The following is a 21,713-nucleotide window of genomic DNA, read 5'->3' on the forward strand; positions in this document are numbered from 1 at the left end:
CGCATCATTGTGGTGCGGGCGTTCAGCGCGCCCGCATGTGGTTTGAGTGGGTCGCGGTGCTGACCGCCGCCGCCCGGGTCATGCGCACCCCTGATCTGCGCAAGAAGATCCTTTTCACCCTGTTCATCGTCGTCGTCTTCCGCGTCGGCCAGAACCTGCCCACGCCGAACGTGGACGTCCGCGTCCTGCGCGGGACGGCCGACGCCGCGCGTGACAACAGCCAGGTCTTCGGGCTGATGGACCTGTTCAGCGGCGGCGCCCTGCTCAAGCTGTCGGTGTTCGCGCTCGGGGTGTTCCCCTACATCACCGCGAGCATCATCCTCCAGCTGCTCACCGTGGTGATCCCGAAGCTGGAGGCGCTCAAGAAGGAGGGGCAGGCGGGAACCGCCAAGATCACTCAGTACACCCGGTATCTGACCGTGGCGCTGGCGGTGCTGCAGGCCACGAGCATCGTCGCGATGGCGTCCAGCGGACGTCTCTTCCAGGGGGCCGGGACGGGGGAGAGCGTTCTGCACGACACGGGCGTCTTCCCGATCGTCACCATGGTGATCTGCATGGTGGCGGGCACCGCGGTGATCATGTGGCTGGGTGAGCTGATCACCGATCGCGGTATCGGGAACGGCATGTCGATCCTGATCTTCACCCAGGTGGTCGCCGTGTTCCCGGCCCAGTTCTGGAGCATCTACACCAAGCGGAACGGCTTCGTCTTCGTGCTGGTCCTGGTGGTCGGTCTGGCGATCATGGCGGGGGTCGTCTTCGTCGAGCAGGCCCAGCGGCGCGTTCCCGTCCAGTACGCCAAGCGCATGGTCGGACGGCGGATGTACGGCGGCACCTCGACCTACATCCCGCTGAAGGTCAACCAGGCGGGCCTCATCCCGGTCATCTTCGCCTCCTCGCTGCTCTACCTGCCGGTGCTGGCCATGGACCTGTGGCGGGACACCAAATGGCTCCAGCGGCTCCAGCCGTACGTCCAGCCGAGCAATCCCTGGCACATGGCGGCCTTCTTCGGCTTCATCGTCTTCTTCACCTACTTCTATGTGGCGATCACGTTCAATCCCACCGAGGTCGCGGACAACATGAAGAAGTACGGGGGGTTTGTCCCCGGCATCCGCCCGGGCCGCCCGACCGCCGAGTACCTCGACTACGTCCTCAGCCGGATCACTGCCCCGGGGGCCCTCTACCTGGGGCTCGTGGCTCTGATCCCCATGGTCGCCTTCGTCGTCCTCAGGGCCACCGAGGAGTTCCCCTTCGGGGGGACGAGCATCCTCATCGTGGTGGGCGTGGGTCTCGACACCGTCAAACAGATCGAGTCGCAGTTGCAGCAACGCAACTACGAAGGGTTCCTCCGCTAGGCGCGTCCGGCCCGTTCTCCTAACGGAGGACGGGCCGGTCCTGGCGGCCGGTGAAAACTGTTGCGTTCCAAGTAGAGCGAAGCAGTCGATTCGGTGTCATGCCTGCGGAATTTTGTGGAAATATGTGCGGGGGGAGTGGCTTGTCGTGTCTTTGCCGTCGGGTTGACTCTTCCTTTTGGTTTGGGTTCGGCCTAAACTTGGCTCGCCGCTATGCCCTGCGCCCGCACAACGGGACTGTGGTGAGGAGACCTTTGGATGCGTGCTGACCAGCAGAATCCACCCGCCGTGGCCACGAAGACCTCGTGTTCTCCACGCGAAAGGGAGGTCCTGAGGTGTGTCGCCGAGGGAATGACCGATGACCAGATCGCCCGGAGTCTGGGGATAACCCGCCGAACGGTGCGAACTCATCTCGAACGTATCTTCAGGAAATACAACCTGCATTCGCGGGCCGCCGCCGTGGGCATTCTGACGGGCGAGGATTCCTAGAGGTAGGGAGGCGGGCCCTCGGCCCGCACGGGGAACAGGTCCGCGCTGAGGAAGCGGTAGACGTGAAAGCCCAGGTCCGCGATCTCGGGGCCGGTCAGGTCGAGCAGCGTCAGCCGGGCCCGGCCGTCGAGAACACGGTCGGTGACGGCCCGCAGTTCGCGTTCGGGTGAGGCCGCCCGGTCGGGCGGCAGCTCGGACGCGGGCACGCGGTGGCCGGGCGCCAGCCGTCCGCCCAGGTGCTCCGGCCGGACGGGATCTGCCGCGTTGGCCGCCAGGTAAGCGCGGTACATCGCCGTTTCCAGGACGGTGCCGGTGCCCAGGCCGACGGCGGTCGCCGACGCGTGCTCCAGCACGCCGGCGACCACGTGCACGCCCAGCCGCTCGCCGCCCAGACGGTGGAAGCGCACGGCTGCCTGGACGGGTACGTCGCGGGCCAGGACGCGGCCGAGCGCCGGGGTCCGCGCGTCCAGCGCCACCTGGGGGGCGGTTTCGCCTGAGTACCAGTGCTCCGTCGCCACATGGCCCTGCACCAGGTCGAAGAGGGCCGCCCTCAGGGCCTGGCCCGGGGCGGTGCGGGCGGCCGTTCCCGTCGGCGGGCCGGCCACCGCGACCTCCAGGGGGACCCAGTACGGGTCGCCCGTGGCCACGTCGACGCTCTGCGTCCAGTCGCACTCCTGGTGGCCGTCCACGGGCAGGACGTGGTGCTGCCCGTACAGGGCCGCCATCTCCTCCGCCGTGCCCCGCTCGGTGAAGCAGGTGTAGGTCAGCCGGGCATGGCGTTCGACGCTCCGGTGCAGCATCCCCATGACGGCCTCCTCCAGCTGCACACCGCAGCCGGTTGCCGGAGACCGGCCTTTGATGACCACCACCCGGGGGAGGGTGTCGTCCCGATTGAGCACCGACAGGCCGGGCTGGACGCCGGTGAGATGGCCGACCAGGCGGTTCAGATGTCCCAGCGGGCCGGGCTCGATGTCCCAGCGGTGGCTCACCAGGCGCATCAAAGGCTCTCCCCGTTCCGGGACTGGACGGTCTCGTTCAGGTAGGAGCGGACGTCGGGATGCGGTGGCCGCCGGGCGCGGTCGCGGCGAGGGACGCACGCGCGGCAGCTCGGGAGCCGCATGACCTCGTGGTAGCGGAACGCCATGGTCGGCAGGTGCACGCTCAGGGCCGAGCCGAGGGTGAACGTGGACCCGGCGACGAGATGGTTGACGGCTTCGAGGCTCACCAGCGACGCGGCCAGCGACAGCACCGGCGTGGGCAGAAGCGGACGGCCCAGCCGGGCCTTGCCGCGCGCCAGGGCCTGCTTGTACTTCACATAGCCCGCGTTCTCGCGCATGTTCTGCGCCACCCGCTGCTCGAAGCATTCGTAGCAGGCGGAGCGGCCGGGGACGACGGTCGGGCCGACCAGGAGGAACGGGCCGTCCGGCGCCGCGTGCACCCAGGGCGTGTCCAGGCCGGCCGCGATCCGGTTGAGGTTGCGCAGCAGGATCGGGTTGACCGCGTCCAGAGCCGCGACCAGGAACGCGCCTTCGAGCGGGCGGAACTCCTCCAGCACGCGTTCGCCGTCCAGGCCGCCGCCTTCTCGGGCGGTCAGGTCGCCGTGGCAGAGCCGCTGCCAGAGCCCGGGCTCCTCGAAGCGGGTGACGGGCACGTCCAGCGAGGCCCGCAGGTGGCGATGGGTCTCGGCGGCGATGTCGCCCGTCCCGAACACGACGGCGGGCCGGGGCTCGGCCGGGGTCCCGGCCGGGTCGAGCATCGACGCGGCGAGATAGTGGTCGATCGCACTGGACGCCCCGAGCTCCAGCGCCCCGGCCGCGCCGAGGCGGCGGCAGATGTCCAGGACGTCGTCGAGGGCCACGGCCGCCTGCAACGCGATCTCGGTGAGGGTGGCGGCGCCGTCCAGCGCCTCGATCACCTGGAGCAGCCGCCCGCCGCCGGAGGCGTCGGTCAGCGTGATCGAGTACGGGTTCCAGACGCCCTCGCGCAGCTCGACGATGTCGGGGTCGTGGGCGATGACGGTGAACTGCGGCCGCACCCGCGGACGGCTGCAGCCGTCCAGGGGCTCAACCGGCCGCGGCACTGGCGTCCTCCGTGACGCGGTCGGCTACGGGCAAGAGCGCGGCCCCGCCCCTCGGAGCCGGGATCGCCGCGTCGTCGAACGCGCGCGCGCCGAGAACCTGAAGGAGTTCGTCCCCGAGTCCCACCAACCAGGGGACGTTCTTTCGCGGGTCTGGGCGAGAGCTGCCGCGTTCGGGGCCGTGCCACCGGGTGGCGGCCTCGAACAGGACGGTCCCGTACAGGCCGCCGGGGGACGGGGCCGCGCGCCATCGCGTCTCCACCATGTCGCGTGGAGACGCAGTCGGGGGAGGCGGGGACGGTGACACGTCGGCGTCGAGCCGGGCTTGGGTGCGATGCATCGGCCGTCCCTCTGGCGCATGTGGGCGGACATGAGCCCGTGCCATCGCCGCTGGCGGCCGATGGCGCGGTCGGAATCAGAGGCGGTCGCGTCCGGACGCGGGGTTCCGAGGGTGGCTCGTCGTGGTCATGCGCATCGTGCTCCTTCTTCTCTCGGGGATCGAAGGACGCGGTACCCGCCGTGCCGTGGCCGGGCGGGCCACGGCACGGCGGACCGTCGCACGCGGCCAGAGGAGCCACGACGCGGCGGCGGCACCGCTGACGCGGCCGAAGCCGCGGACAGCCCGACTTTAGAGGCGGGCGCGGGGCACCAGGAGTCGGCATTTTGACCGACGGGAGGGGTATACGGGGCGGCCGTGTTCAGCTTCCGTTCAGATTGCGCGCAGGAACCACGGAGGAACATCCCCTAGGGTCGCCGGATGCCTGAAACCGTGCTCACCAGGACCCGAACGGACGGCGACCGCACCGCGGCGGCGCCGCCGGGTCCGGCCCGGCGGACACGGATGGCCTGGCTGGACGGGTTGCGCGGCCTGGCCGCGATGGTGGTGGTGTTCGAGCACTCGCTGGACGTCCTGTGGCCCGAGGCCCGTCTGGCCGCCAGCCCCTGGTTCGACTTCGGGCGCTACGGCGTCTTTGTGTTCTTCCTGGTCAGCGGCTATGTCGTCCCGGCGTCGCTGGAGCGCCGCGGCAGCGTCCGGGAGTTCTGGATCGGACGCGTGTTCCGCCTGTACCCGCTCTGGGCGGTGGCGGCGCTCGTGGGGCTGGGGTTCGCGCTGGCCGGGGTCTCGTGGGGGCCGCCGGTGCCGCTGACCGAGCATCCCTGGGTCTCGGCACTGGCGCACCTGACCATGCTCCAGGACCTCTTGGGCGTGCCCAACGTGGTGAACGTCTTCTGGACTTTGTCTTACGAGATGGTGTTCTACCTTCTGGTCACCGCGATGTTCGTCACCGGGGTGCACAAGGCGAGCGCGCGCACGGCGCTCGGGTTCGCCGCCGCCGCGGTGTTCCTGAGCGGCCTCGCCCCGGCCGGGCTGATCGGGGCGCGGGAGCGGGACGTGGTGGTCATCGCCACCGCCCTGCTGGCCGCCTGCGGGCTGCTGGCGGTCATGCGGGGCGGCAGGTCGTCGCGCCAATGGGGCGCCGTCGGGCTGGCCGTGCTGGCGCTGACGCTCCTCACGCTCGGCAACCGGGTGGGCGGGCTGGAGAGCCTGGCCATCATCGCCACGATGTTCGCCGGGACGGCCCTCTACCGGATCCAGCACGGCGAGGGGCCGCGCAGGTCCGCCATGGCCATGGTGGCGCTGGTCCCGGCGCTGACGGTCACCGCCGGGATCGGTTCGGCCGCCGGGTGGGGGATCGGGGGGCTCCAGCCGATGGCCTGGGGCTGGCCCATCGCGGTGCTCGCGGCCTGGCTCACGTTCCTGGTGGGGATGGCGCTGCGGCACCGGCGCGTACCGAGGTTCCTGGCCTGGCTGGGGCTGGTCAGCTATTCGGTATACCTACTGCACCCGCTTCCCATCCAGATCATCTGGCGCGTCGCGGGCGACCCGGAGGCGCTGTCGCTGGGCGAGCGCCTGGCCTGGGGTGTCTTCCTGGTGGGCAGCGTCCTCGGGGCGGCGGCTCTCGCCTATCGGTTCGTGGAGCGACCCATGCAGAACCTGGGCCGCGGGCTGGTCCGCGCGAAGCGCGACAAGGCGTCAGCCGCCGGACGTCAGTAGGCGGCGGACCTCCCCGGGGAAGAGGGGGCCCGGCACGCCCCAGAACTCCCGGGCGGCGTTGACGCTCGCGGTGAGCCTCTCGAAAGGGGCGCGGGGGACGCCGAGCGCGCGCACGGTCATGACCATCGCGGCCTTGATGTGCTCGTGGACGAGGTGCACGCGCAGGTCGTCCTCCCAGCCCTCGGTATGGGTGCGGGGCATCTCGGCCAGCCAGCGCTCGAGCATCGCGGCCCGGTCCCGGGGCGGATAGCCGGTGCGGCGCAGGTGCACCGCGAGCTCGTATACGGGGTCGCCCCATAGGGCGAGCTCCCAGTCGAGAAACGCGCTCTCCCCCTGTCTGACGATCAGGTTGGCGCGGTGCATGTCGGCGTGCAGGCAGCCGAACGGGCGCGGGGTGAGGCCGAGCAGGCGCTCGTCGAGGGCCGCGAGCGGGTCGTCCGGTATACCGAGCCGGGCGAAGAGCGCGGAGTGCTGCTCGCGGAAGCTCTCGTACAGGTGACGGGTCCACCCCGATAGGCGAAGGGCAAAGCCGGAGGTGTCGCCGTCGGTGGGCCAGCCGGGCGGGACGGTCGGGAGCTTGTCCTGCGGGATGCGTGCCAGCGTCCCGAACAGTCGCGCGACGTCCCCGGGTACATGCGCGGGTACCGAGGTACCGAACGGGGCGAGGTCGTCCAGCAGATCCCCCGGGACGAACGAGTGCACCTGGAATTCACCGGACGCGAACAGCAGGCGCGGCGCCTCGGGCACATGCGGCGCGATCGACCGGAGGACCTCCTCCTCCGGCCAGAGCCTGAGATCCATGGTCTCGGCGTCCCGTATGGGTATCCGCACGATGACGGGGCCGTCGGGACCCTCGACGCGGACGTTGTCGTGGTAGTGCCCGGACGCCGGGACGGCGCTCGCCGCGGCCCGCTCGTACAGCTCGCGCCACGTCATGCCAGGAGGGCCGCCACGAACGCGGCGGCGCGCTCGTCGAAGACCTCGGTGGGCACCGGGGCGCGCAGGCGGGCGCGGGCCGACGCGGCCGCCTCCTCGACGGCGGGGTCGCGCACGCCGAGGGCCGCGAGCAGCCGTCCGGACATCATGATCAGCGTGGGATAGACCTCGGCGCCGACCAGCTCGGCCACGGTCCAGCGGACGGACGCGGCCGCCTCGTCGTGGCGTCCGCTCCGGGCGTGCAGGGCGGCGCGGAAGAACTCGGCCCTGGCCCGTCCGGAGCGGTACCCGGCTCGTTCGAGCGCCTCCGCCGCCGCCTGGAACGAGTTCGCTGACTCCTCATGCTGACCAAGGCGCATCTGGGCGACGCCCAGCGCGGTACATGCCTTGCCTATCTCGTGCTGGGCGCTCATCTGGCGCTGGGTCTCCAGGGCGTCCGCGGCGGCGGGGAGTGCGCGCGCGGGGTCGATCCAGGCCAGCAGTTCGGCCCGGTTCACCTTCATGTTGGCCTGTTCCACCACGGAGCCGGACCGCTCGTAGAGCGAGATGGCCGACTGCAACGACTCCCAGGAGGCGTCCAGGTCGAGCATGTACTTGTGCCCGCGCTGCGCCAGCCTGACGACGTCGCCGCGCAGCAGGAAGTCGTCGTCGGCCGCCTCGCCCAGGATGCGGTCGGCCATCGCGAACGCGTCCCGCATCCGGCCCTGCCACATGTCCAGGTCGGCCACCCAGAAGCCCGCCCGCAGCCGCACCGGCCCGCCGTGCTGGTTCCACACCCGCGTGAAGATCTCCAGGGCCTCGGTGGTGGCGCCCGCGCGGCGGCGCCCGTTCGCGGCGGCCATCGCCAGGCGCGCCCCGACGGTGTCGCCCAGCGGCCAGTCGACCCGGGGTGTGAGGCGGTTCGCGGTGTCGGCGTCGCCCAGGACGATCGCGACCTCCGCCCGCAGGCACCGGGCGGCCTCGGTCAGCTCCGGCCCGAGATCGGCCTCGCGCAGGTCGCTGAGCAGCCCGTCCACGGCCTGCTTGCCGCCGCAGGCCAGCGCGTCGTCGGCGTAGGCGAGCACCTCGGCGCCGGTGATCGTCCCTGCCTGGAGGCCGCTGTAGGCCGCCTCCCGGACGGCCAGCGCCCGCACCGCCAGGCCGTCGCCCGCCGACGGCTGCTCCGCCCGCCGGGCCCGGGCGTCCCAGCAGCGCTGGAGCAGCCCGTGGACGTCACCGGCGGTCGCGTCCGAGAGCCGTCCGCGCAGGGCCTCGCGCATCAGCTGGTGCAGCCGCAGCCCGTGCGCACCGGCCGGGTAGACGAATGAGTACGCGGTCAGCGACTCCCAGGCGATCCGGTTGCGGGGCAGGTCGAAGGCGTCGGCGACGGTCTGGAAGATCTCCAGGTCGAAGACGCGGGCCACGCTGAGCAGCTCCAGGGTGCGGATCTCGTCGGCGCCGACGTGCTGGAGGAAGCGCCGCAGGATCTCCTCCGACGACACGACGGCCTCCTGCCGCGCCGAGGTGCCGGTGTCCAGCGCGAGGTGGAGGTAGAACGGCAGGCCGCGGCTCGCCTCGGCGATGGCCCGCCGGACGTCCTCGTCGACGATCCCGCCCTCGCTCAGCAACTGGAGGCGTGCGCTCATCGGGAGCCCGTCCACCCGGGTGCCGCGGATCACCTCGCGCCAGGCGGGGTCATGGGCCTCCCAGCCCAGCGGCTCGCGGCTGGCGACGACCACCAGGCCCCGGTCGAGCTGCGCCACCAGATCGCGCAGCCAGACGTCCGAGGACGCCGCCAGCAGCGAGCGTCCGGGGGACGGCGCGAGCGCCTCGTAGGCGTCCACGAAGATCGCGTAGGTCCGCTCGGCCGCCGATTCGCGCAGGTCCTGGGCGAAGTAGTAGGTGACGGCGTCGGCCAGCTCGGGGTTGGTCAGGTCGTCGAGCCCGCGCAGCGTCTCGTCGACCCTGACCCGGCGGCGCTTGCGCGCCTTGGTCGTGGCGATCTCCAGCAGCTTGACCAGCCCGACGCCCGTCCCGAATACGGGAAGCCCGGCGGCGCCGTCCATGATCTGCGTCAGGGCCTCGCTCTCCCGGGCGAACGGGAGGTCCTTGCGGGAGAGATGAAGGTGCGGGTGCAGGCGCTGCCACAGGACGGCGTAGGCGATGTCGAAGCGGTCGAACCGCACGCCCTGGCGTCCCAGCTCGACCCTGAGCACCGCCAGGGCGTCCTCCTGCTGGCGCATCGCGGGCACCTGAAGGTCGATCAGGGCCGTGCGGTGCGTGGACGACGACCGGTCGCGCAGCTCGCGCAGAAGGCGCGACTTGCCGATGCCCCCGACGCCGACGACGTTGAGCACCCGGGCCCCGCCGCCCGTCAGCTGGAGCTCCTCTTCGAACGCCGCGGCGACCTGCTCCCGGTCGACGAAGGGGCGATGGAGCGCGGCGACCCGCTTGAACCTCGGTTCGAGGGCCATGGGGGAGTCCCTCCCTGCGGGACGCCTGGCCCGCCTCTGTGGTGATGTCAACGAGGGCTGGGCGGGCGCGGTGCGGGGTGTCGCGGGCCGTCCATCCGTCGGGGAAGAGCCAAGGGCACGGGATTACGGCCTGTCAAACATGATCGCGAAACCGCCGGTCACCGTGGGTGACACCCCCTTACGGGCAGGCGATGTGACAAAGTACGGCTGTCCTAAGTGCGCCCGAGATGGCACTCTAATGGGAGTTCGGACTCGAGTGACGGCTTCAGGAGTACACGTGTCGGAAGCGACTCGGACCGTGGGTGACCAGGTCCATGAGCGCCAGCCGGGACCAACGGTGGTCCGGCTGCTGGTCGGCGCCCAGTTGCGGCGGCTTCGTGAAGACCGCGGCGTATCCCCCGAAGAGGCGGGGTACGAGATCCGCGGCTCGGCCTCGAAGATCAGCCGCATGGAGCTGGGCAAGGTCGGGTTCAAGGAGCGGGACGTCAACGACCTGCTCACCCTGTACGGCATCACCGAACCCGCCGAGCGGGAGGCCGTGCTGCAACTGGCGCGGCAGGCGAACGTCCCCGGATGGTGGCAGCGCTACAGCGACGTCGTCCCCCCGGGGTTCGAGCACTGCCTCGGCTTGGAGCAGGCCGCCAGCGTCATCCGCGGTTATGACTGCATGACCGTGCCCACCCTCCTCCAGACCGAGGCCTACGCGCGGGCGGTCATCGAGCTGGCCGAGCCCACGGCCACCGATGAGGAGAAGGGCCGCCGCGTCGAGCTGAGGATGGAGCGCCAGCACATCCTGACCCGGCGCCCCGACCCGGTGAAGTTCTGGACCGTCCTGGACGAGGCCGTGCTGCGCCGTCCGATCGGCCGCCCCGAGACCATGCGCGCCCAGATCGAGCACCTGCTGGCGATCTCCGAACTGCCCAACGTCACCATCCAGGTGATCCCGTTCAGCGCGGGCGGCCATGCCGCGCTGGGCGGCCCCATCACCATCCTGCGCCTGCCCGAGGCCGCCCTGCCCGACGTCATCCACCTGGAGCAGCACTCGGTCTCGCTGTACCCCGACAAGCCCGCGGACCTGTTCCACTACACCGACGTCCTCAACCGCCTGGTCCTGGCGGCCGAGCCCTCCACCGAGACCCCCGACCTCCTGAAGGACGCCCTGGCCACCCTCTAGTCCGGCGCGGTCAGCAGGTGGCGGGCCAGTTCCGCCAGCTCGGCCGGGGCCTTGGTGAGCGAGCCCGCGTCGAACGGCGGCTGCGGGTCGTACTCCATGATGAGCTGGATCAGGCGCGCGCGGTCGTCGCCCCACAGGCGGGCGACGACGGCCAGCGCCATGTCGAGCCCGGCCGAGACCCCGGCGGCGGTGATCACGTCGCCCTCGTCGACGACACGGTCGGCCGACACGACCGCGCCCAGCTCGGCCAGCAGGTCGCGGGCGATCCAGTGCGTGGTGGCCCGGCGCCCGGCGAGCAGGCCGGCCTTGGCGAGCAGCGTCGACCCCGTGCACACCGAGGTCACCAGGGCCCCGCCGGACGCCGCCGCGGCGAGCCAGTCCAGCAGCGCGTCGTTGGCCTCGGCCGCGGCCTTCCAGTGGCCGCTGCCCGGGACGACGACCAGGTCCGGCGCGGGCAGGTCGGCGAAGGTCGAGGTGGCCTGCATCACCAGGCCCGCGTCGCACTGGACGGGGCCCGTCCGTTCGGCCACGAAGTGCGGCGTGACCTCCGGCTGGGTGGCCAGGAACTCGTAGGGGCCGGTCAGGTCGAGCGCGGTCATCTGGTCGTAGAGCACGAAGGCGACGTTCATCGGGTTCATGGGAAACAGCATGTGCGCGACCGTGGATGTCCTCAATGACGGGTTGCCCTCGGATCAGGACACCCGTTCGAGGAGGCCACGGCCGGCCGGTGCGCGCCGTCGACCGGCCGGCCGTGACCTCGTCCCCCCGCCCGTTCTCCCCACCGGGGCTTGTGAACGCGATCACCCGGCTACAAGAGGCGGGGCCGCGCGGCGGACCCGCCTCGCCCCCCAGCGAGCCGGTGCGAACGTCTTCACAGGGTGCGATGAAGCTAGCCGGGTACCGCCGGGTAGGTTTACGGCTTCGGGCCCGCGCTCGTCGAACGGTCAAAGAATTGCGATGAGTGGCCGGTCAGTCACGTTCGGTGGTCGTGGGCGATCGCTTCGATCACCGCGTCGGTGACGGCGGTGTGCCCGACTCCCGTCGCCCCCGCCACGCGGACGACCTGGCGTGCGGCCTCGGCGGGACGTCCGGCCGCGATCACCCGGGCGGCGGCCCGCCCCGCGGCCAGGCGCCGCTCGGGCGAGCCGAGCCCGTCGCCCGCGCGCTCGACGGCCGCGTCGACGACCACGTCCATCAGCGGACGGCGGACCGCCAGCGCTTCCCGGACGGCCGCGAGCCCCTGGTCGCGAAGGATATCGGCGGGGTCGCCCCCGGTTGCGAGGACGGCCGCCTCCACCGGCCCGTCGAGCCGCGCGAGGGTTCGCCAAGCGCGCGCGGCCGCCGTCCGCCCCGCCTTGTCGCCGTCCATGGCGAGGACGAGCCCGGTCTCGTCGAGGTCGACGGCGCGGGCCAGCGCGGCCAGGTGCCCGGGGGTGAAGGCCAGGCCGCAGGTGGCCATGGCGGCATGGTCCTCCAGCGCCAGGTTGACCGCGATCGCGTCCAGCGGGCCCTCCACGATCACGGGCCGCGCCCCGCGCGCCAGCCGGTCGCCGGTCTCGTGCAGGCCGAAGAGCAGCTCGCCCTTGTGGAACGCGGGCGTATCCGGGCTGTTCAGGTATTTCGGGCCGTCCCCGCCGTCCGGGCGGCGGCCGATGAATCCGGCGACCGCCCCGGCGGGCGTGCGGAGGGCGAACATCGCGCGGTCGCGGAACGCGTCGCAGAGCCCGTTTCCCGGCCGCGCGAGCCCGGACCCGATGATGGCCTCGTCCTTGTGGCCGCGGGCCCGCAGATGCTCGATGAGGGCGCGCGGGCCGGCGGGTGCGTAGCCGACCCCCCACCGGCGCTGGACGTCCGGCGCGAACCCGCGTCCGGCCAGGTAGGCGGGCACCCAGCTCTCCCGCATTCGGGAACGGAAGAACCGGTGTGCCACGCTCAGGATGTCTTCTGGGGCGGAGAGGCGATCGCTTAGCCGCAGCACCCGATCGCCGAATTTCGCGTCCGCCCAGGGGGCCGTCCCCGGGAAGGCGAGATGACCCGGGTCCCGCCCGAAACGTGTCAGGACGAGGAACGCGATCGAGTCGGTCTCGACGCGCCTTAGGCCCTCGCAGGACGGCTCACCCGGGAGATGGGGACGGTCGCCCGGACGCACGGCGTGCGCCAGCTGGTGGACGACGTCGTCCAGCGTCCCGTGCAACCCCAGGCGCTCGGCGAACGCCTCGATGTGGGACGTGTTCGGCCGCGCGGCCTCCAGCGGGAGGCCGTCGGTCTGGGCCACGTCGAAGACGACCCGGGGCGGATCCAGCAGGCGTATCCCCGTCTCGCCCTTCCTGACCTGCCGCCCGGCCGCCCGCCAGGCCGCGTAGGAACGGACGTCCGTGGCGGCGCGCCACTGGGCCGCGATCAGCAGCGTGTTGGTGAACCCATGGCGTCCGTAGCGCGCGGCACGCTCAAGCCACCAGCCCCACGGGAGGGTGCCGTCCCGTATGCGTCCCAGCTCTCGTTCGGCCAGGCCGCGCAGGACCCGCTCGTCCTGGGCTCCGGGCATGGTTCCGCCTCCTCGCTCTCGGCGGGGAAGCCACAGTCCGGTTTACCCGGAATCGGCTAGAGATAGAGCCCGATGAGCTCTTCCGGATCCTCGGTCAGCGGCGGGAGGTCGTCCGCGCTCAGCGTGACCAGCTCCTCCCTGGACGGGTCCTCGGCCGGTAGGCCCGCGACCTTCAGCCCCCGGGAGGCGACGGCCATGCGCTGTGCCTGGTTGGCCACGGCCACGTCCAGGACGTTGCGCATGAGGCGCCCGTTGCCGAAGGAGGGGCCGCGCGGGGTGCGGCGCAGCATGGTGCGCAGCAGCTCGGTGGTGCCCGGCGTGAGCTGGAACCCGTCGTCGGCCGCCAGCTGCTCGAAGACCGCGACGAGCTCGTCGTCGCTGTAGTCGGGGAAGTGCAGCTGTTTGGGGAAACGCGAGTCGAGCCCGGGGTTGGCGGCCAGGAACTCGGCCATCTCGCGCTCGTAACCGGCCACGACCACCACGAGGTCGTCGCGGTGGTCCTCCATCAGCTTGACCAGCTCGGCGATGGCCTCGTGGCCGTAGTCGCTCTTGAGCGGCGACTGCGTCAGCGTGTACGCCTCGTCGATGAACAGCACGCCGCCGAGCGCGCGCTCGACCAGGCGGCGGGTTCGGGGGGCGGTCTGCCCGATGTACTCGCCGACCAGATGCGCGCGGGACGCCTCCACCAGATGTCCGGACGACAGGACGCCCAGCTTCTTGTAGATCTGGCCCAGGAGCCGCGCCACCATCGTCTTGCCCGTCCCCGGGTTGCCGGTGAACACCATGTGCCTCGTCGGCGCCGGGACCTTCAGCCCCGAGTTGCTGCGCAGCATGGCCGCCCGGGTTCCGGCCACGACCAGGGCGATCTCGTGCTTGACCGTTTCGAGCCCGGTGAGCGTCGTCAGCCGGTCGATCGGGTCGCCCGCCGTCTGCGTCGTGTCGAGGCTCGCGGGGATGTCGGCCTTCCTGACCACCAGCTTGTCGCCGGGCTTGGTGCGCGCCCGCACGGCGGTCACGACGATGTCGGCCAGATGCGGCGCCAGCCTGGCGTTGCGCAGCGTCTGGACGGGCGACGTCGCCGCGAGCACCTGCCCGGCCGTGACGATGGCCTGCTTGGTACCGCGCACCCCGTGCCGCTCAAGCGCGCGCTTGAACAGCTCGGCATGCCCCTCCGCGCTGAACGGACGGGTGTGCGCGATCCGGAACCGGTGGGTCAGCACCGGGTTGATCTCGCGGATGCGCAGCTCGCCGCCGCCGTCGCACAGCGCGACGACGTTGAGGTCCGGATACACCGCCAGGAGCCGGTGCAGCTCCTCCGCGATGGCCTCGCCGTTGCCCGGGTCGGAGATGATGTCGTCCAGGCCCTCAAGGATCATCAGCCGCTCGCCCGCGCAGTCGCGGGCGTCGGCGTGCAGCTTGGCCACCGCGTCCGACAGCCGCTGCCCGGCGAACAGGTTGTCGGTGACCCACAGCGGGTCGCGCCCGAACGCCAGCGCCTTGCCGAGCTCCTGCGCGGCGTCCCGCTTGCCGGTGCCGTCGGGGCCCACCAGCAGCAGCCGGACGGCGTCGCGGCTCTGGGACAGCTCCTCCAGCGCGGCCGTGACCTCCGGCTGGTCGACCAGGTCGGTGTGCAGCGGAGCCCGCTCGGACGCGGTCCGCCCCTGCCCGGGCGCGGGCTTGAGCGACGTCGTCAGCGGGTTGATCACCCGGCGCCTGGGCGCGTAGAGACGGCGCAGGTCGGTCTGGAACTGCCCGACCGGGATCCACTCCGGCTTGGGGAACCACGGGTCGCCCGGCAGCCCCTGGACCGTCGCGATGAACCGCATGGCCATGTCGAGCCACGCCCGGCACGCGTCGGCCGAACCCGAGACCAGCGCCCGCAGGAGCCACGCCCGCGTCCGCTCCTGCCAGGGACCCGGTTTGAACGACCGCTTCTCATGAACGAAGCGCGCCTGCAGCTCGCGGTACCGGTCTTCGCCCAGGGCGACCGCCAGCTCCGCCGGGACGTGCTCCAGGCTCCCCTGCAACAGCAACTGCGCCAGGTGCCCCTCGACGGTCTCGTCCCGGGGGGCCACGTTCGACAGGTGCTCATACGCGGCCAGCAACCCCGCCGCGACCCACTCCAGGTAGCCCACGGGCCCCATCAGCTCGGGGACGGCCGTCAGGATGTCTTCGTCGGCGTGCGTGTGCCAGTGCTCGCGCAGCTCCATCTTGGGGAGGTTCACATCGCACTGGGGCGGGTTCTCGTACAGCTTGATCAGGGCACGCCGCCGCTCGTCGATCGGCTCGATGCCCTCCAGGACCCCCAGGCACTCCTTCGCCAGGGTGATCGCCAGGTCGCGGTCGGGAGCCTCGATCAGCCAGTCCACTGGGGGCCGCCACCGGCCACCCGGGGCGTCCCATCGCGTCATACGCGTGCTCAGCGTCCCCGGGTTCACCAGGTGCTGGAAGAGGAGCCGCTCGGGCAGCTGCGACCACGATCCGGCCTTGATCGCCCCGCCCCCCGGCAGGAACGCGAGCATCCCGAAGATCTCCGCCGTCACCAGCGACGCCGGCAACGTCAGCAGCTTGTGCTCGTCGGTCGTCAGGCCCACCGCCCGCGGGTCCGCCGCCAGGGCGTCGACCCGCCCGCTGATCTCCTCGAAAAGGCCCTCGGGCACGCGCCAGGGCCCGTACGAGTAGACGTCAAGCACCGGCTCGTCGGTGAGCAGTAGCTCCAGATGCTCCGGCAGCCGCACGCGTTCTCCCCAATAGCCGATCAAATCCGAGTCAACAGCCTATGGTTTCCACCCGCATGCATGGTGAGTACGACCATCCCGAGTTCTCTCGCCCGAGCCCGGAATCCGCCGCCACGCAGGCCGAGCGGACCCACCCGGCACAAAGGTAAAGATCATGGCCGACCGGAGTCCGGACGGCGGGTCAGCGGCGGGCGCGGGCGTCGATGGAGATCGAGATCTGGCCGAGGAAGTCGCCGGCGGTGGCGGAGAGGGCGGCGCCCGCGTCGGCCGCGGGCTTTCCGTCGGAGCGGGCGGCCAGGGCGTAGAGGACGTAGCGGCCCTTGACGATGCTTGTGCCCTGGCCGGGGGCGGGCCGGTCGTCCAGTGCGCGGAACCAGTTGCGGGGATCTGCCGGGACGGACGAGGCGTTGGCCGTCCGTGCGGCGTTCAGGTCGGGCATCGCGGCGACGCCCACGGTGACGGTGAGTCCTTGGGCGGCGTCGACGTATCGGGCCCGGACGACCGTCCGGCAGCCACCGGCGGTGAGGGCGCCGCTCATCGCGCCGTCGGCGGCGGTGTCGCAGGTGACGGCCTGTTCCCGGTCGCGCTGGAAGGCCCGGCCGCCCAGCGTGATCCGGTTCCAGGGGAAGATCTCGGTCACCGTGATCCGCTCGGCGTCGGTCGTCTCGCTGTCGATGCGGGACGAGGACGAGGGCGAGGGCACCGGGGTGGTCGGCTCGGGCGCCGGTACCGGGGGTGCGGGCGCCGTGGACGGGGCGGCCGAGGCTTGGGGGACCGGTTCGCCGCGCGCCTCGTCGCCGTCCCCGCCCGAGGTGAGCGCGGCGACGGTGACGCCCGACACCAGGCCGCCGAGGACGACGCCGACTCCGATGTTGAGCGCGGTCCGGTGCCTGCGGAGGCGGCTTCGGGGCGCGGTCCGCTCGGGCTCCGAGGCCGGGCGGGACATCTCTGGCACTGGCCGGGACGGCTCGGGCGCCGGGCGGGACGCTTCTGGGGCCGGGTGGGGTGGCGCCGGGGCTGGGCGGGGCGCCTCGGGCGTCGGGTGGGACGGCTGGGGCGTCGGGCGGGACGCCTTAGGCGTCAGGCGGGACGGCGCTTGCGGCTCTGACCTGATGTGGGCGGAAGGCGGGGGCGTTTGGGGCTTGGGCGGGGGCTGCTTGGTGGGGCGGGGGGAGTTGCCCCAGGAAGGCGGTGGAGCGGGGGCCGGGTTCTCGGTACCCGGGAAGGCGATCTGGACCAGGCGTTCGCCGCCGCCTCGAGGGATCCACAGGCCGCGTCCCGGGGGCTGCGGGCCCGGGTCGTGGGGCGGGTAGGGCTGGCTGGTGGACATGACCAGGGTGGTCGTGCCCGCCTCGCGGATCGCCTGGGGAGCCGGGTCGTCCAGGGTGCGGCCGGCGACGACGAAGTAGAGGCCGTGGCCTTCTCCGGCTCGGATGAAGGTGAGGAACTCGACCAGAGACTCCGGGTGGTGGTCGTCGACCACGACGACGATCCTGGGGTCGTCCGGGGCGCCGCCCTTCAGCATCCCCCTGTCGGCGAGGTAGGCGTCCGGGACGACGTCGTGGAGCGTCCGGCGGGGGTCGACGACGGCGAAGACGACCTCGTCGGGAGTGTGGCGCGCGATGAGCCCCTGGACGACGAGCCGCAGAAGGTTGGACTTCCCGCATCCCGCGTCGCCGAGGACGAGCAGGTTCCGGTCCTCGCCGAAGAGGTCGAGCAGGACGGGTTCGAGGCGCTCGTCCACCCCGATGGGAACGGCGTGCGGCTCGTCCTCCCGGCCTGGCAGGGACGAAGGCGGCAGATGGTGCGGCAGCATGCCCGTCGTCACCCCCAGATGTCCCGTAAGAGGGTATTGGCTCCGGCGAGGAAAATGGCTGTCGGGTGAGGTCGGGCTGGTGGTGGGATGAGGCGGCCTACGAGGGAGGGAACGACATGGGTTCTGTTCGGTTGGTTCGGGGGACGTCGCTGGTTCCGGTCGACTACGCCTACGCGGCCGTCGCGGGGCGGAACGTGTGGGTGGCGGGAGCCTGCCCGCTGGACGAGGACGGCAAGACCGTGGCCGTGGGGGACGTCGCCGGGCAGACCCGGCGGGTGATGGAGAACCTCGTGGTCGCGCTGGAGAGCGCGGGGGCGTCGCTCACCGACGTGGCGAAGACGACCGTGTACGTGGCGTCCACCGAGCAGGCCGATCTGGTCGCGGCGTGGAACGTGTACAAGGAGGTCATGGGGGAGCATGACGCGCCGAGCACGCTGCTCGGGGTCGCCGCGCTGGGCTACGACGACCAGCTCGTGGAGGTCGAGGCCGTCGCGGTCGTCGGCTAGGCGGTCAGGCGGGTCGCGACGGAGCGGGCGAGGTCGGCCACCAGGGCGCGTTCGCGGTCTCCCGGCTTGGCGTGGGTCCTCGCGGAGACGTCGATCAGGGCGTTGGAGACGCGGAACTTGACGTGGATGTCGTGGATGTCCGTACGGACGAACACGACCTGGATTTGCATCAGGTCGGTATGGGTGAAGGCCTCCTCACCCGCCTTGGCGGGGGCGGCGTTGCGCGCCTGGCGCCATTTGTCCAGGCCCTCCCGCGCCTCGGTGACGCCCGTGGTCCGGCCGTGGTGCACCTTGGTCTCGGCGTGGATCCGGATGGTGCGGAAGGGGTTGTCCCACCGGGACGGGTTGGAGCTCCACTTGCATTCGGAGCGGGTGTCGCCGCCCAGGTCGAACAGGCTCTTGGGCTTGGAGTCGATGGGCTCGAGGCGTCCGTTGTGGACGTACCTGGCCAGCTCACTCGGGGGCGGGAGCAGCGTGCATGCGTCCAGGGCCTCAAAGCGGCCGTCGCGGGTGAAGACGCCCAGCTGCCAGGCGGCCGCGGTGCCGCAGCCGCCCACGGTGGCGACGCAGGCGGCGATGACGGGAGCTATGCGGAGGAAGGTCACAAGATCAGAGTGGCAGGCTTCTGGTCAGCGGGCCAGACGGTCTCGCAGGATCTCGGCCTCGGGGAAGTGGAGACGCTCGAAGATCTTCAGGGCCTCCAACCGGGGGAGCCGCGCCTCGGCCGGGCGACCCAGGACGTCGAGGATGTCCGCGAGGACGCCGAGGGCACTGGCCAGGGCCCAGCGGGCCCCGGCGTCGCGCAGGACGCGCACGGCGGTCCGCGCGGCGTGCAGGGCCTCTTCGGGACGTCCCAGCTTGAGGCGGGCCTCGGCCATCCGGAACAGGGCCATGCCCTCCCACTGGCGGGCCTCGCCGGAGCGGAAGATCTCCAGGGCCTCGGTGAGCCGGGCCAGCGACTCCTCCGGCCGGTCCACGGCGCACAGGACGATGCCCAGCTGGTAGCTGCCGTATCCGGTGTGGGCGGCTCCGCCCAGCTCGCGGTGCATGGCCAGGCCGCGCTCGGCGACGGCGACGGCCTCGTCGCGGCGGCCGAGCTTGAGCAGGGCGCGCGACATGGCGCTCAGGGCCCCGGCCTCGCCATGGCGGTCGCCGCACTCGCGGAAGGCGTCCAGGGCGCCGGTGAAGTAGGCGATGGCGCGGTCGACGTGGCCCTGGATGCGGGCACAGGAGCCGAGGCGGTCGAGGGCGTCGGCCACCGTCCAGGTGTCGCCGGTCTCGCGGGCGCGGCGGAGCGCGACGCGGAGGACGGCCGTGGCGTCGTCCACGCGGTCGGCGTAGTAGTAGACCCAGCCCAGCTGGAGGTGGGCGCGGCCCTCGCTGTGGGGGTCGTGCCGTTCCCAGGCGGCATCGATGACCGCGTAGGCGGCCTGCTCGCATTCGTGTGCGTGGCCTCCCGTATGAACCAGGACGTCGGTCATCAGGAGGAGTTCGGCGGCCAGGGGGAGCAGATCGCCGGCGGGGTTGCGGGCGGCCTGGCCGATGATGGCGAACAGCGACGGGGCCTCGGCCAGCAGCCAGGCGCGGGCCTGGTGCCAGTGCTCGAAGTGCTGGCCGGGGCTGAGGGAGGGCAGTAACGCGTTGTGGGCGCGGCCGTCGCCCGGATTGACGAGCAGATGCGCGTTGCGTGCCGTGGCCAGGTAGAAGTGCGCGAGGCGGTGCAGGGCCGAGGTGCGCTCGTCGGCGGGCTCGTCCTGCTCGGCGCGCTGGCGCGCGTACAGCCCCAGCAGGTCGTGGTAGCGGTAGCGGCCGTCGGTGGGGGAGCGCAGCAGGCTGACCTCGACCAGCGATTCGCACAGGTCCTCGGCCTCCAGCGGCGGCAGGCCCAGCAGGGCCGCGGCGGCGGGCAGCGGGATGGTCGGGCCCTCGTGCAGGGACAGCAGCCGGAACGCCTGTCTCTGCGGCTCGTCCAGCTGGTTGTAGGCCAGCCGGAACACCGACTCGACGCCGAGGTCGGCGACGCGGAGCTCGTCGAGGGTGCGGCGGCGGTCGGCCAGGCGCTCGACGAGGGAGGCCAGCGTCCAGGACGGCCTGGCGGCGAGCCTGGCCGCCACCACCCGGACGGCCAGCGGCAGGTATCCGCAGATCAGCGGGAGCTCGGCGGCGGCCTCGGGCTCGGCCTCGACCCGGTGGCGGCCCGCGATCCTGGCGACCAGCTCGACGGCCTCGTCGGGGTGCAGGACGTCCAGGTCGATGAGGCGGGCGGTGCCGAGCCCGCCGAGCTTGGCGCGGCTGGTGAGCAGGACGGCGCACGAGGCGGCGCCCGGCAGGAGCGGCCTGACCTGCTCGGCGTCCCTGGCGTTGTCCAGCAGCACCAGCACACGCCGCTCCGCGAGACGGGTGCGGTAGAGGGCGGAACGCTCGCTGAGGCTGTCGGGCAGGGCGTTGTGCTCGACGCCCAAAGCCTGGAGGAACGCGCCCAGCACGGTTCGGGGGTCGGCGGGGTCTTCCCCGGTTCCCCTGAGATCGATGTAGAGCTGTCCATCGGGGAAATGGGCACGCGCCTGGTGGGCCACGTGCAGGGCCAGTGCCGTCTTGCCGACGCCGCCCGTCCCCGACAGGGCCACCATGGTGACGCCCTGGCGGGGTTCGGAGAGCAGCAGCCCGCGCAGTTCCTCGATGAGCGCGCCGCGTCCGGTGAAGTCGGCGACGTCCCCCGGGAGCTGGGCCACGGGCGCGGTCTTCGGCGGCTCCTTGTTCTGGAGGCGCTTGTGGAGCTCGGCCAGTTCGGGCCCCGGCTCGATGCCCAACTCGTCGACCAGGACGCGCCGCGCCTCGGCGTACACGGCCAGGGCGTCCTCGCGGCGTCCCGCCTGGGAGAGCGCGAGCATGAGCAGGCACCGGGCGCGCTCGCGCAGCGGATGGGCGGCCACCAGCGCGGTGAGCTCGGGGATGATCTCGGCGTGGGCGCCCAGCTCCAGATCGAGCTCCAGCCGGGTCTCCAGGGCGGCGATCCGCCGCTCGGACAGGCGTGTGCGCTGGGCGTGCGCGAACGGTCCCGCCATGCCCTCCAGCGGCTCGCCCCGCCACAGGCCGAGCGCCGATCCGAGCAGCTCGCGGGCGGCGGCGGTGCGCCCGGCCTCACGGGCGCGCTCGGCGGCGGTGACGTCGCGTTCGAAGGCGGTGACGTCGAGCGCCTCGGGTGGAAGGCGCAGCTCGTAGCCGTCGGCGACGGTGACCAGCACCGCGGCGGCGCCGCCGGGCGAGCGTCCTGGCTCAAGGATCTGGCGCAGCCGCGAGGCGTAGGTGCGCAGGATGCCGACGGCGCGGTTGGGCGGGCGCTCGCCCCAGATGGCGTCGACCAGTTCCTGGGCGGACGCCGACCGGCCCTCACGGAGCAGGAGGACGACCAGGAGCGCGCGCTGCTGGGGCGAGCCCAGATCGAGCTCCCGATCGCCGTGCCAGCCCCGAGGGGGACCGAGCAGGCTGAAACGCAGGGGCCGCGCCGGTGTGGTCACGTGATCACGATAGGAGTGCGCGGCGGGGGTGGACAGCGCAGTTTGGCGCAGACCTG

Annotated in this window: 16 protein-coding genes; 5 read left to right on the forward strand and 11 right to left on the reverse strand. The window is 72.1% G+C overall.

Annotated elements, in window-relative coordinates:
• The first annotated feature begins 56 nt into the window (after positions 1-56).
• Both secY and ACQPY4_RS06755 read left to right on the forward strand, forming a co-directional pair.
• Entirely contained in the window at positions 57-1,352 is a 1,296-nt protein-coding gene (gene secY / locus ACQPY4_RS06750) for a preprotein translocase subunit SecY (protein WP_433338834.1), read from the forward strand.
• A gap of 348 nt (positions 1,353-1,700) precedes the next feature.
• Positions 1,701-1,838 (forward strand): LuxR C-terminal-related transcriptional regulator, encoded by a 138-nt coding sequence (locus ACQPY4_RS06755; protein ID WP_433333520.1) that lies wholly within the window; start codon positions 1,701-1,703, stop codon positions 1,836-1,838.
• Here the strand turns inward: ACQPY4_RS06755 and ACQPY4_RS06760 are convergent.
• From ACQPY4_RS06760 to ACQPY4_RS06770, 3 genes are read right to left on the reverse strand one after another with little or no spacing between them, the layout of a single operon-like run.
• Positions 1,835-2,836 carry a YcaO-like family protein gene (locus tag ACQPY4_RS06760; protein WP_433333522.1) on the reverse strand — a complete coding sequence of 334 codons (1,002 nt, stop codon included), beginning with the start codon at positions 2,834-2,836 and terminating at the stop codon, positions 1,835-1,837. The genes ACQPY4_RS06755 and ACQPY4_RS06760 overlap by 4 nt on opposite strands.
• Complete coding sequence (locus ACQPY4_RS06765) at positions 2,836-3,918, reverse strand: TOMM precursor leader peptide-binding protein (RefSeq protein ID WP_433333524.1); 1,083 nt, start codon at positions 3,916-3,918, stop codon at positions 2,836-2,838. Before ACQPY4_RS06765 ends, ACQPY4_RS06760 begins: the two co-directional genes overlap by 1 nt.
• A complete protein-coding gene (locus tag ACQPY4_RS06770; RefSeq protein ID WP_433333526.1) occupies positions 3,902-4,255 on the reverse strand; it encodes a hypothetical protein in 354 nt (117 codons plus the stop codon). The genes ACQPY4_RS06765 and ACQPY4_RS06770 overlap by 17 nt, the downstream gene beginning before the upstream one ends.
• Before the next feature lie 417 nt (positions 4,256-4,672).
• On the opposite strand from ACQPY4_RS06770, the gene ACQPY4_RS06775 reads away from it, so the two are divergent.
• The gene (locus ACQPY4_RS06775; RefSeq protein ID WP_433333528.1) at positions 4,673-5,971 is read left to right on the forward strand and encodes an acyltransferase family protein; all 1,299 of its coding nucleotides are present in this window, start codon (positions 4,673-4,675) and stop codon (positions 5,969-5,971) included.
• Here ACQPY4_RS06775 and ACQPY4_RS06780 read toward each other — a convergent pair.
• Positions 5,951-6,907, reverse strand: a complete 957-nt coding sequence (locus tag ACQPY4_RS06780) for an aminoglycoside phosphotransferase family protein (RefSeq protein ID WP_433333530.1) — start codon at positions 6,905-6,907, stop codon at positions 5,951-5,953. The two genes, ACQPY4_RS06775 and ACQPY4_RS06780, sit on opposite strands and share 21 nt — an antisense overlap.
• Entirely contained in the window at positions 6,904-9,360 is a 2,457-nt protein-coding gene (locus ACQPY4_RS06785; RefSeq protein ID WP_433333533.1) for a hypothetical protein, read from the reverse strand. The genes ACQPY4_RS06780 and ACQPY4_RS06785 overlap by 4 nt, the downstream gene beginning before the upstream one ends.
• 277 nt (positions 9,361-9,637) lie before the next feature.
• On the opposite strand from ACQPY4_RS06785, the gene ACQPY4_RS06790 reads away from it, so the two are divergent.
• Entirely contained in the window at positions 9,638-10,534 is an 897-nt protein-coding gene (locus ACQPY4_RS06790; protein WP_433333535.1) for a helix-turn-helix domain-containing protein, read from the forward strand.
• On the opposite strand, the gene ACQPY4_RS06795 is transcribed toward ACQPY4_RS06790, so the two are convergent.
• The 4 genes from ACQPY4_RS06795 to ACQPY4_RS06810 form a co-directional block, all read right to left on the reverse strand.
• Positions 10,531-11,184: a DJ-1/PfpI family protein gene (locus tag ACQPY4_RS06795; protein WP_433333537.1), complete on the reverse strand. Its 654-nt coding sequence runs from the start codon at positions 11,182-11,184 to the stop codon at positions 10,531-10,533. The genes ACQPY4_RS06790 and ACQPY4_RS06795 overlap by 4 nt on opposite strands.
• 323 nt (positions 11,185-11,507) lie before the next feature.
• Entirely contained in the window at positions 11,508-13,079 is a 1,572-nt protein-coding gene (locus ACQPY4_RS06800; protein WP_433333539.1) for a toprim domain-containing protein, read from the reverse strand.
• 56 nt (positions 13,080-13,135) lie between these two features.
• The gene (locus ACQPY4_RS06805) at positions 13,136-15,817 is read right to left on the reverse strand and encodes an AAA family ATPase (RefSeq protein WP_433333541.1); all 2,682 of its coding nucleotides are present in this window, start codon (positions 15,815-15,817) and stop codon (positions 13,136-13,138) included.
• Positions 15,818-15,998: 181 nt separating this feature from the next.
• Positions 15,999-17,645: an FtsK/SpoIIIE domain-containing protein gene (locus tag ACQPY4_RS06810; protein ID WP_433333543.1), complete on the reverse strand. Its 1,647-nt coding sequence runs from the start codon at positions 17,643-17,645 to the stop codon at positions 15,999-16,001.
• Positions 17,646-17,749: 104 nt separating this feature from the next.
• Here ACQPY4_RS06810 and ACQPY4_RS06815 point away from each other — a divergent pair, with 104 nt between their 5' ends.
• Entirely contained in the window at positions 17,750-18,139 is a 390-nt protein-coding gene (locus ACQPY4_RS06815) for a RidA family protein (RefSeq protein WP_433333545.1), read from the forward strand.
• Here ACQPY4_RS06815 and ACQPY4_RS06820 read toward each other — a convergent pair.
• Positions 18,136-18,744 carry a hypothetical protein gene (locus ACQPY4_RS06820; RefSeq protein ID WP_433333547.1) on the reverse strand — a complete coding sequence of 203 codons (609 nt, stop codon included), beginning with the start codon at positions 18,742-18,744 and terminating at the stop codon, positions 18,136-18,138. The genes ACQPY4_RS06815 and ACQPY4_RS06820 overlap by 4 nt on opposite strands.
• 24 nt (positions 18,745-18,768) lie before the next feature.
• Positions 18,769-21,657, reverse strand: coding sequence for a BTAD domain-containing putative transcriptional regulator (locus tag ACQPY4_RS06825; RefSeq protein ID WP_433333549.1), 2,889 nt, complete (start codon positions 21,655-21,657; stop codon positions 18,769-18,771).
• Between the last annotated feature and the right edge of the window lie 56 nt (positions 21,658-21,713).

Source organism: Spirillospora sp. CA-294931 (assembly GCF_050946795.1).
In the GTDB taxonomy this organism is placed as follows: domain Bacteria; phylum Actinomycetota; class Actinomycetes; order Streptosporangiales; family Streptosporangiaceae; genus Spirillospora.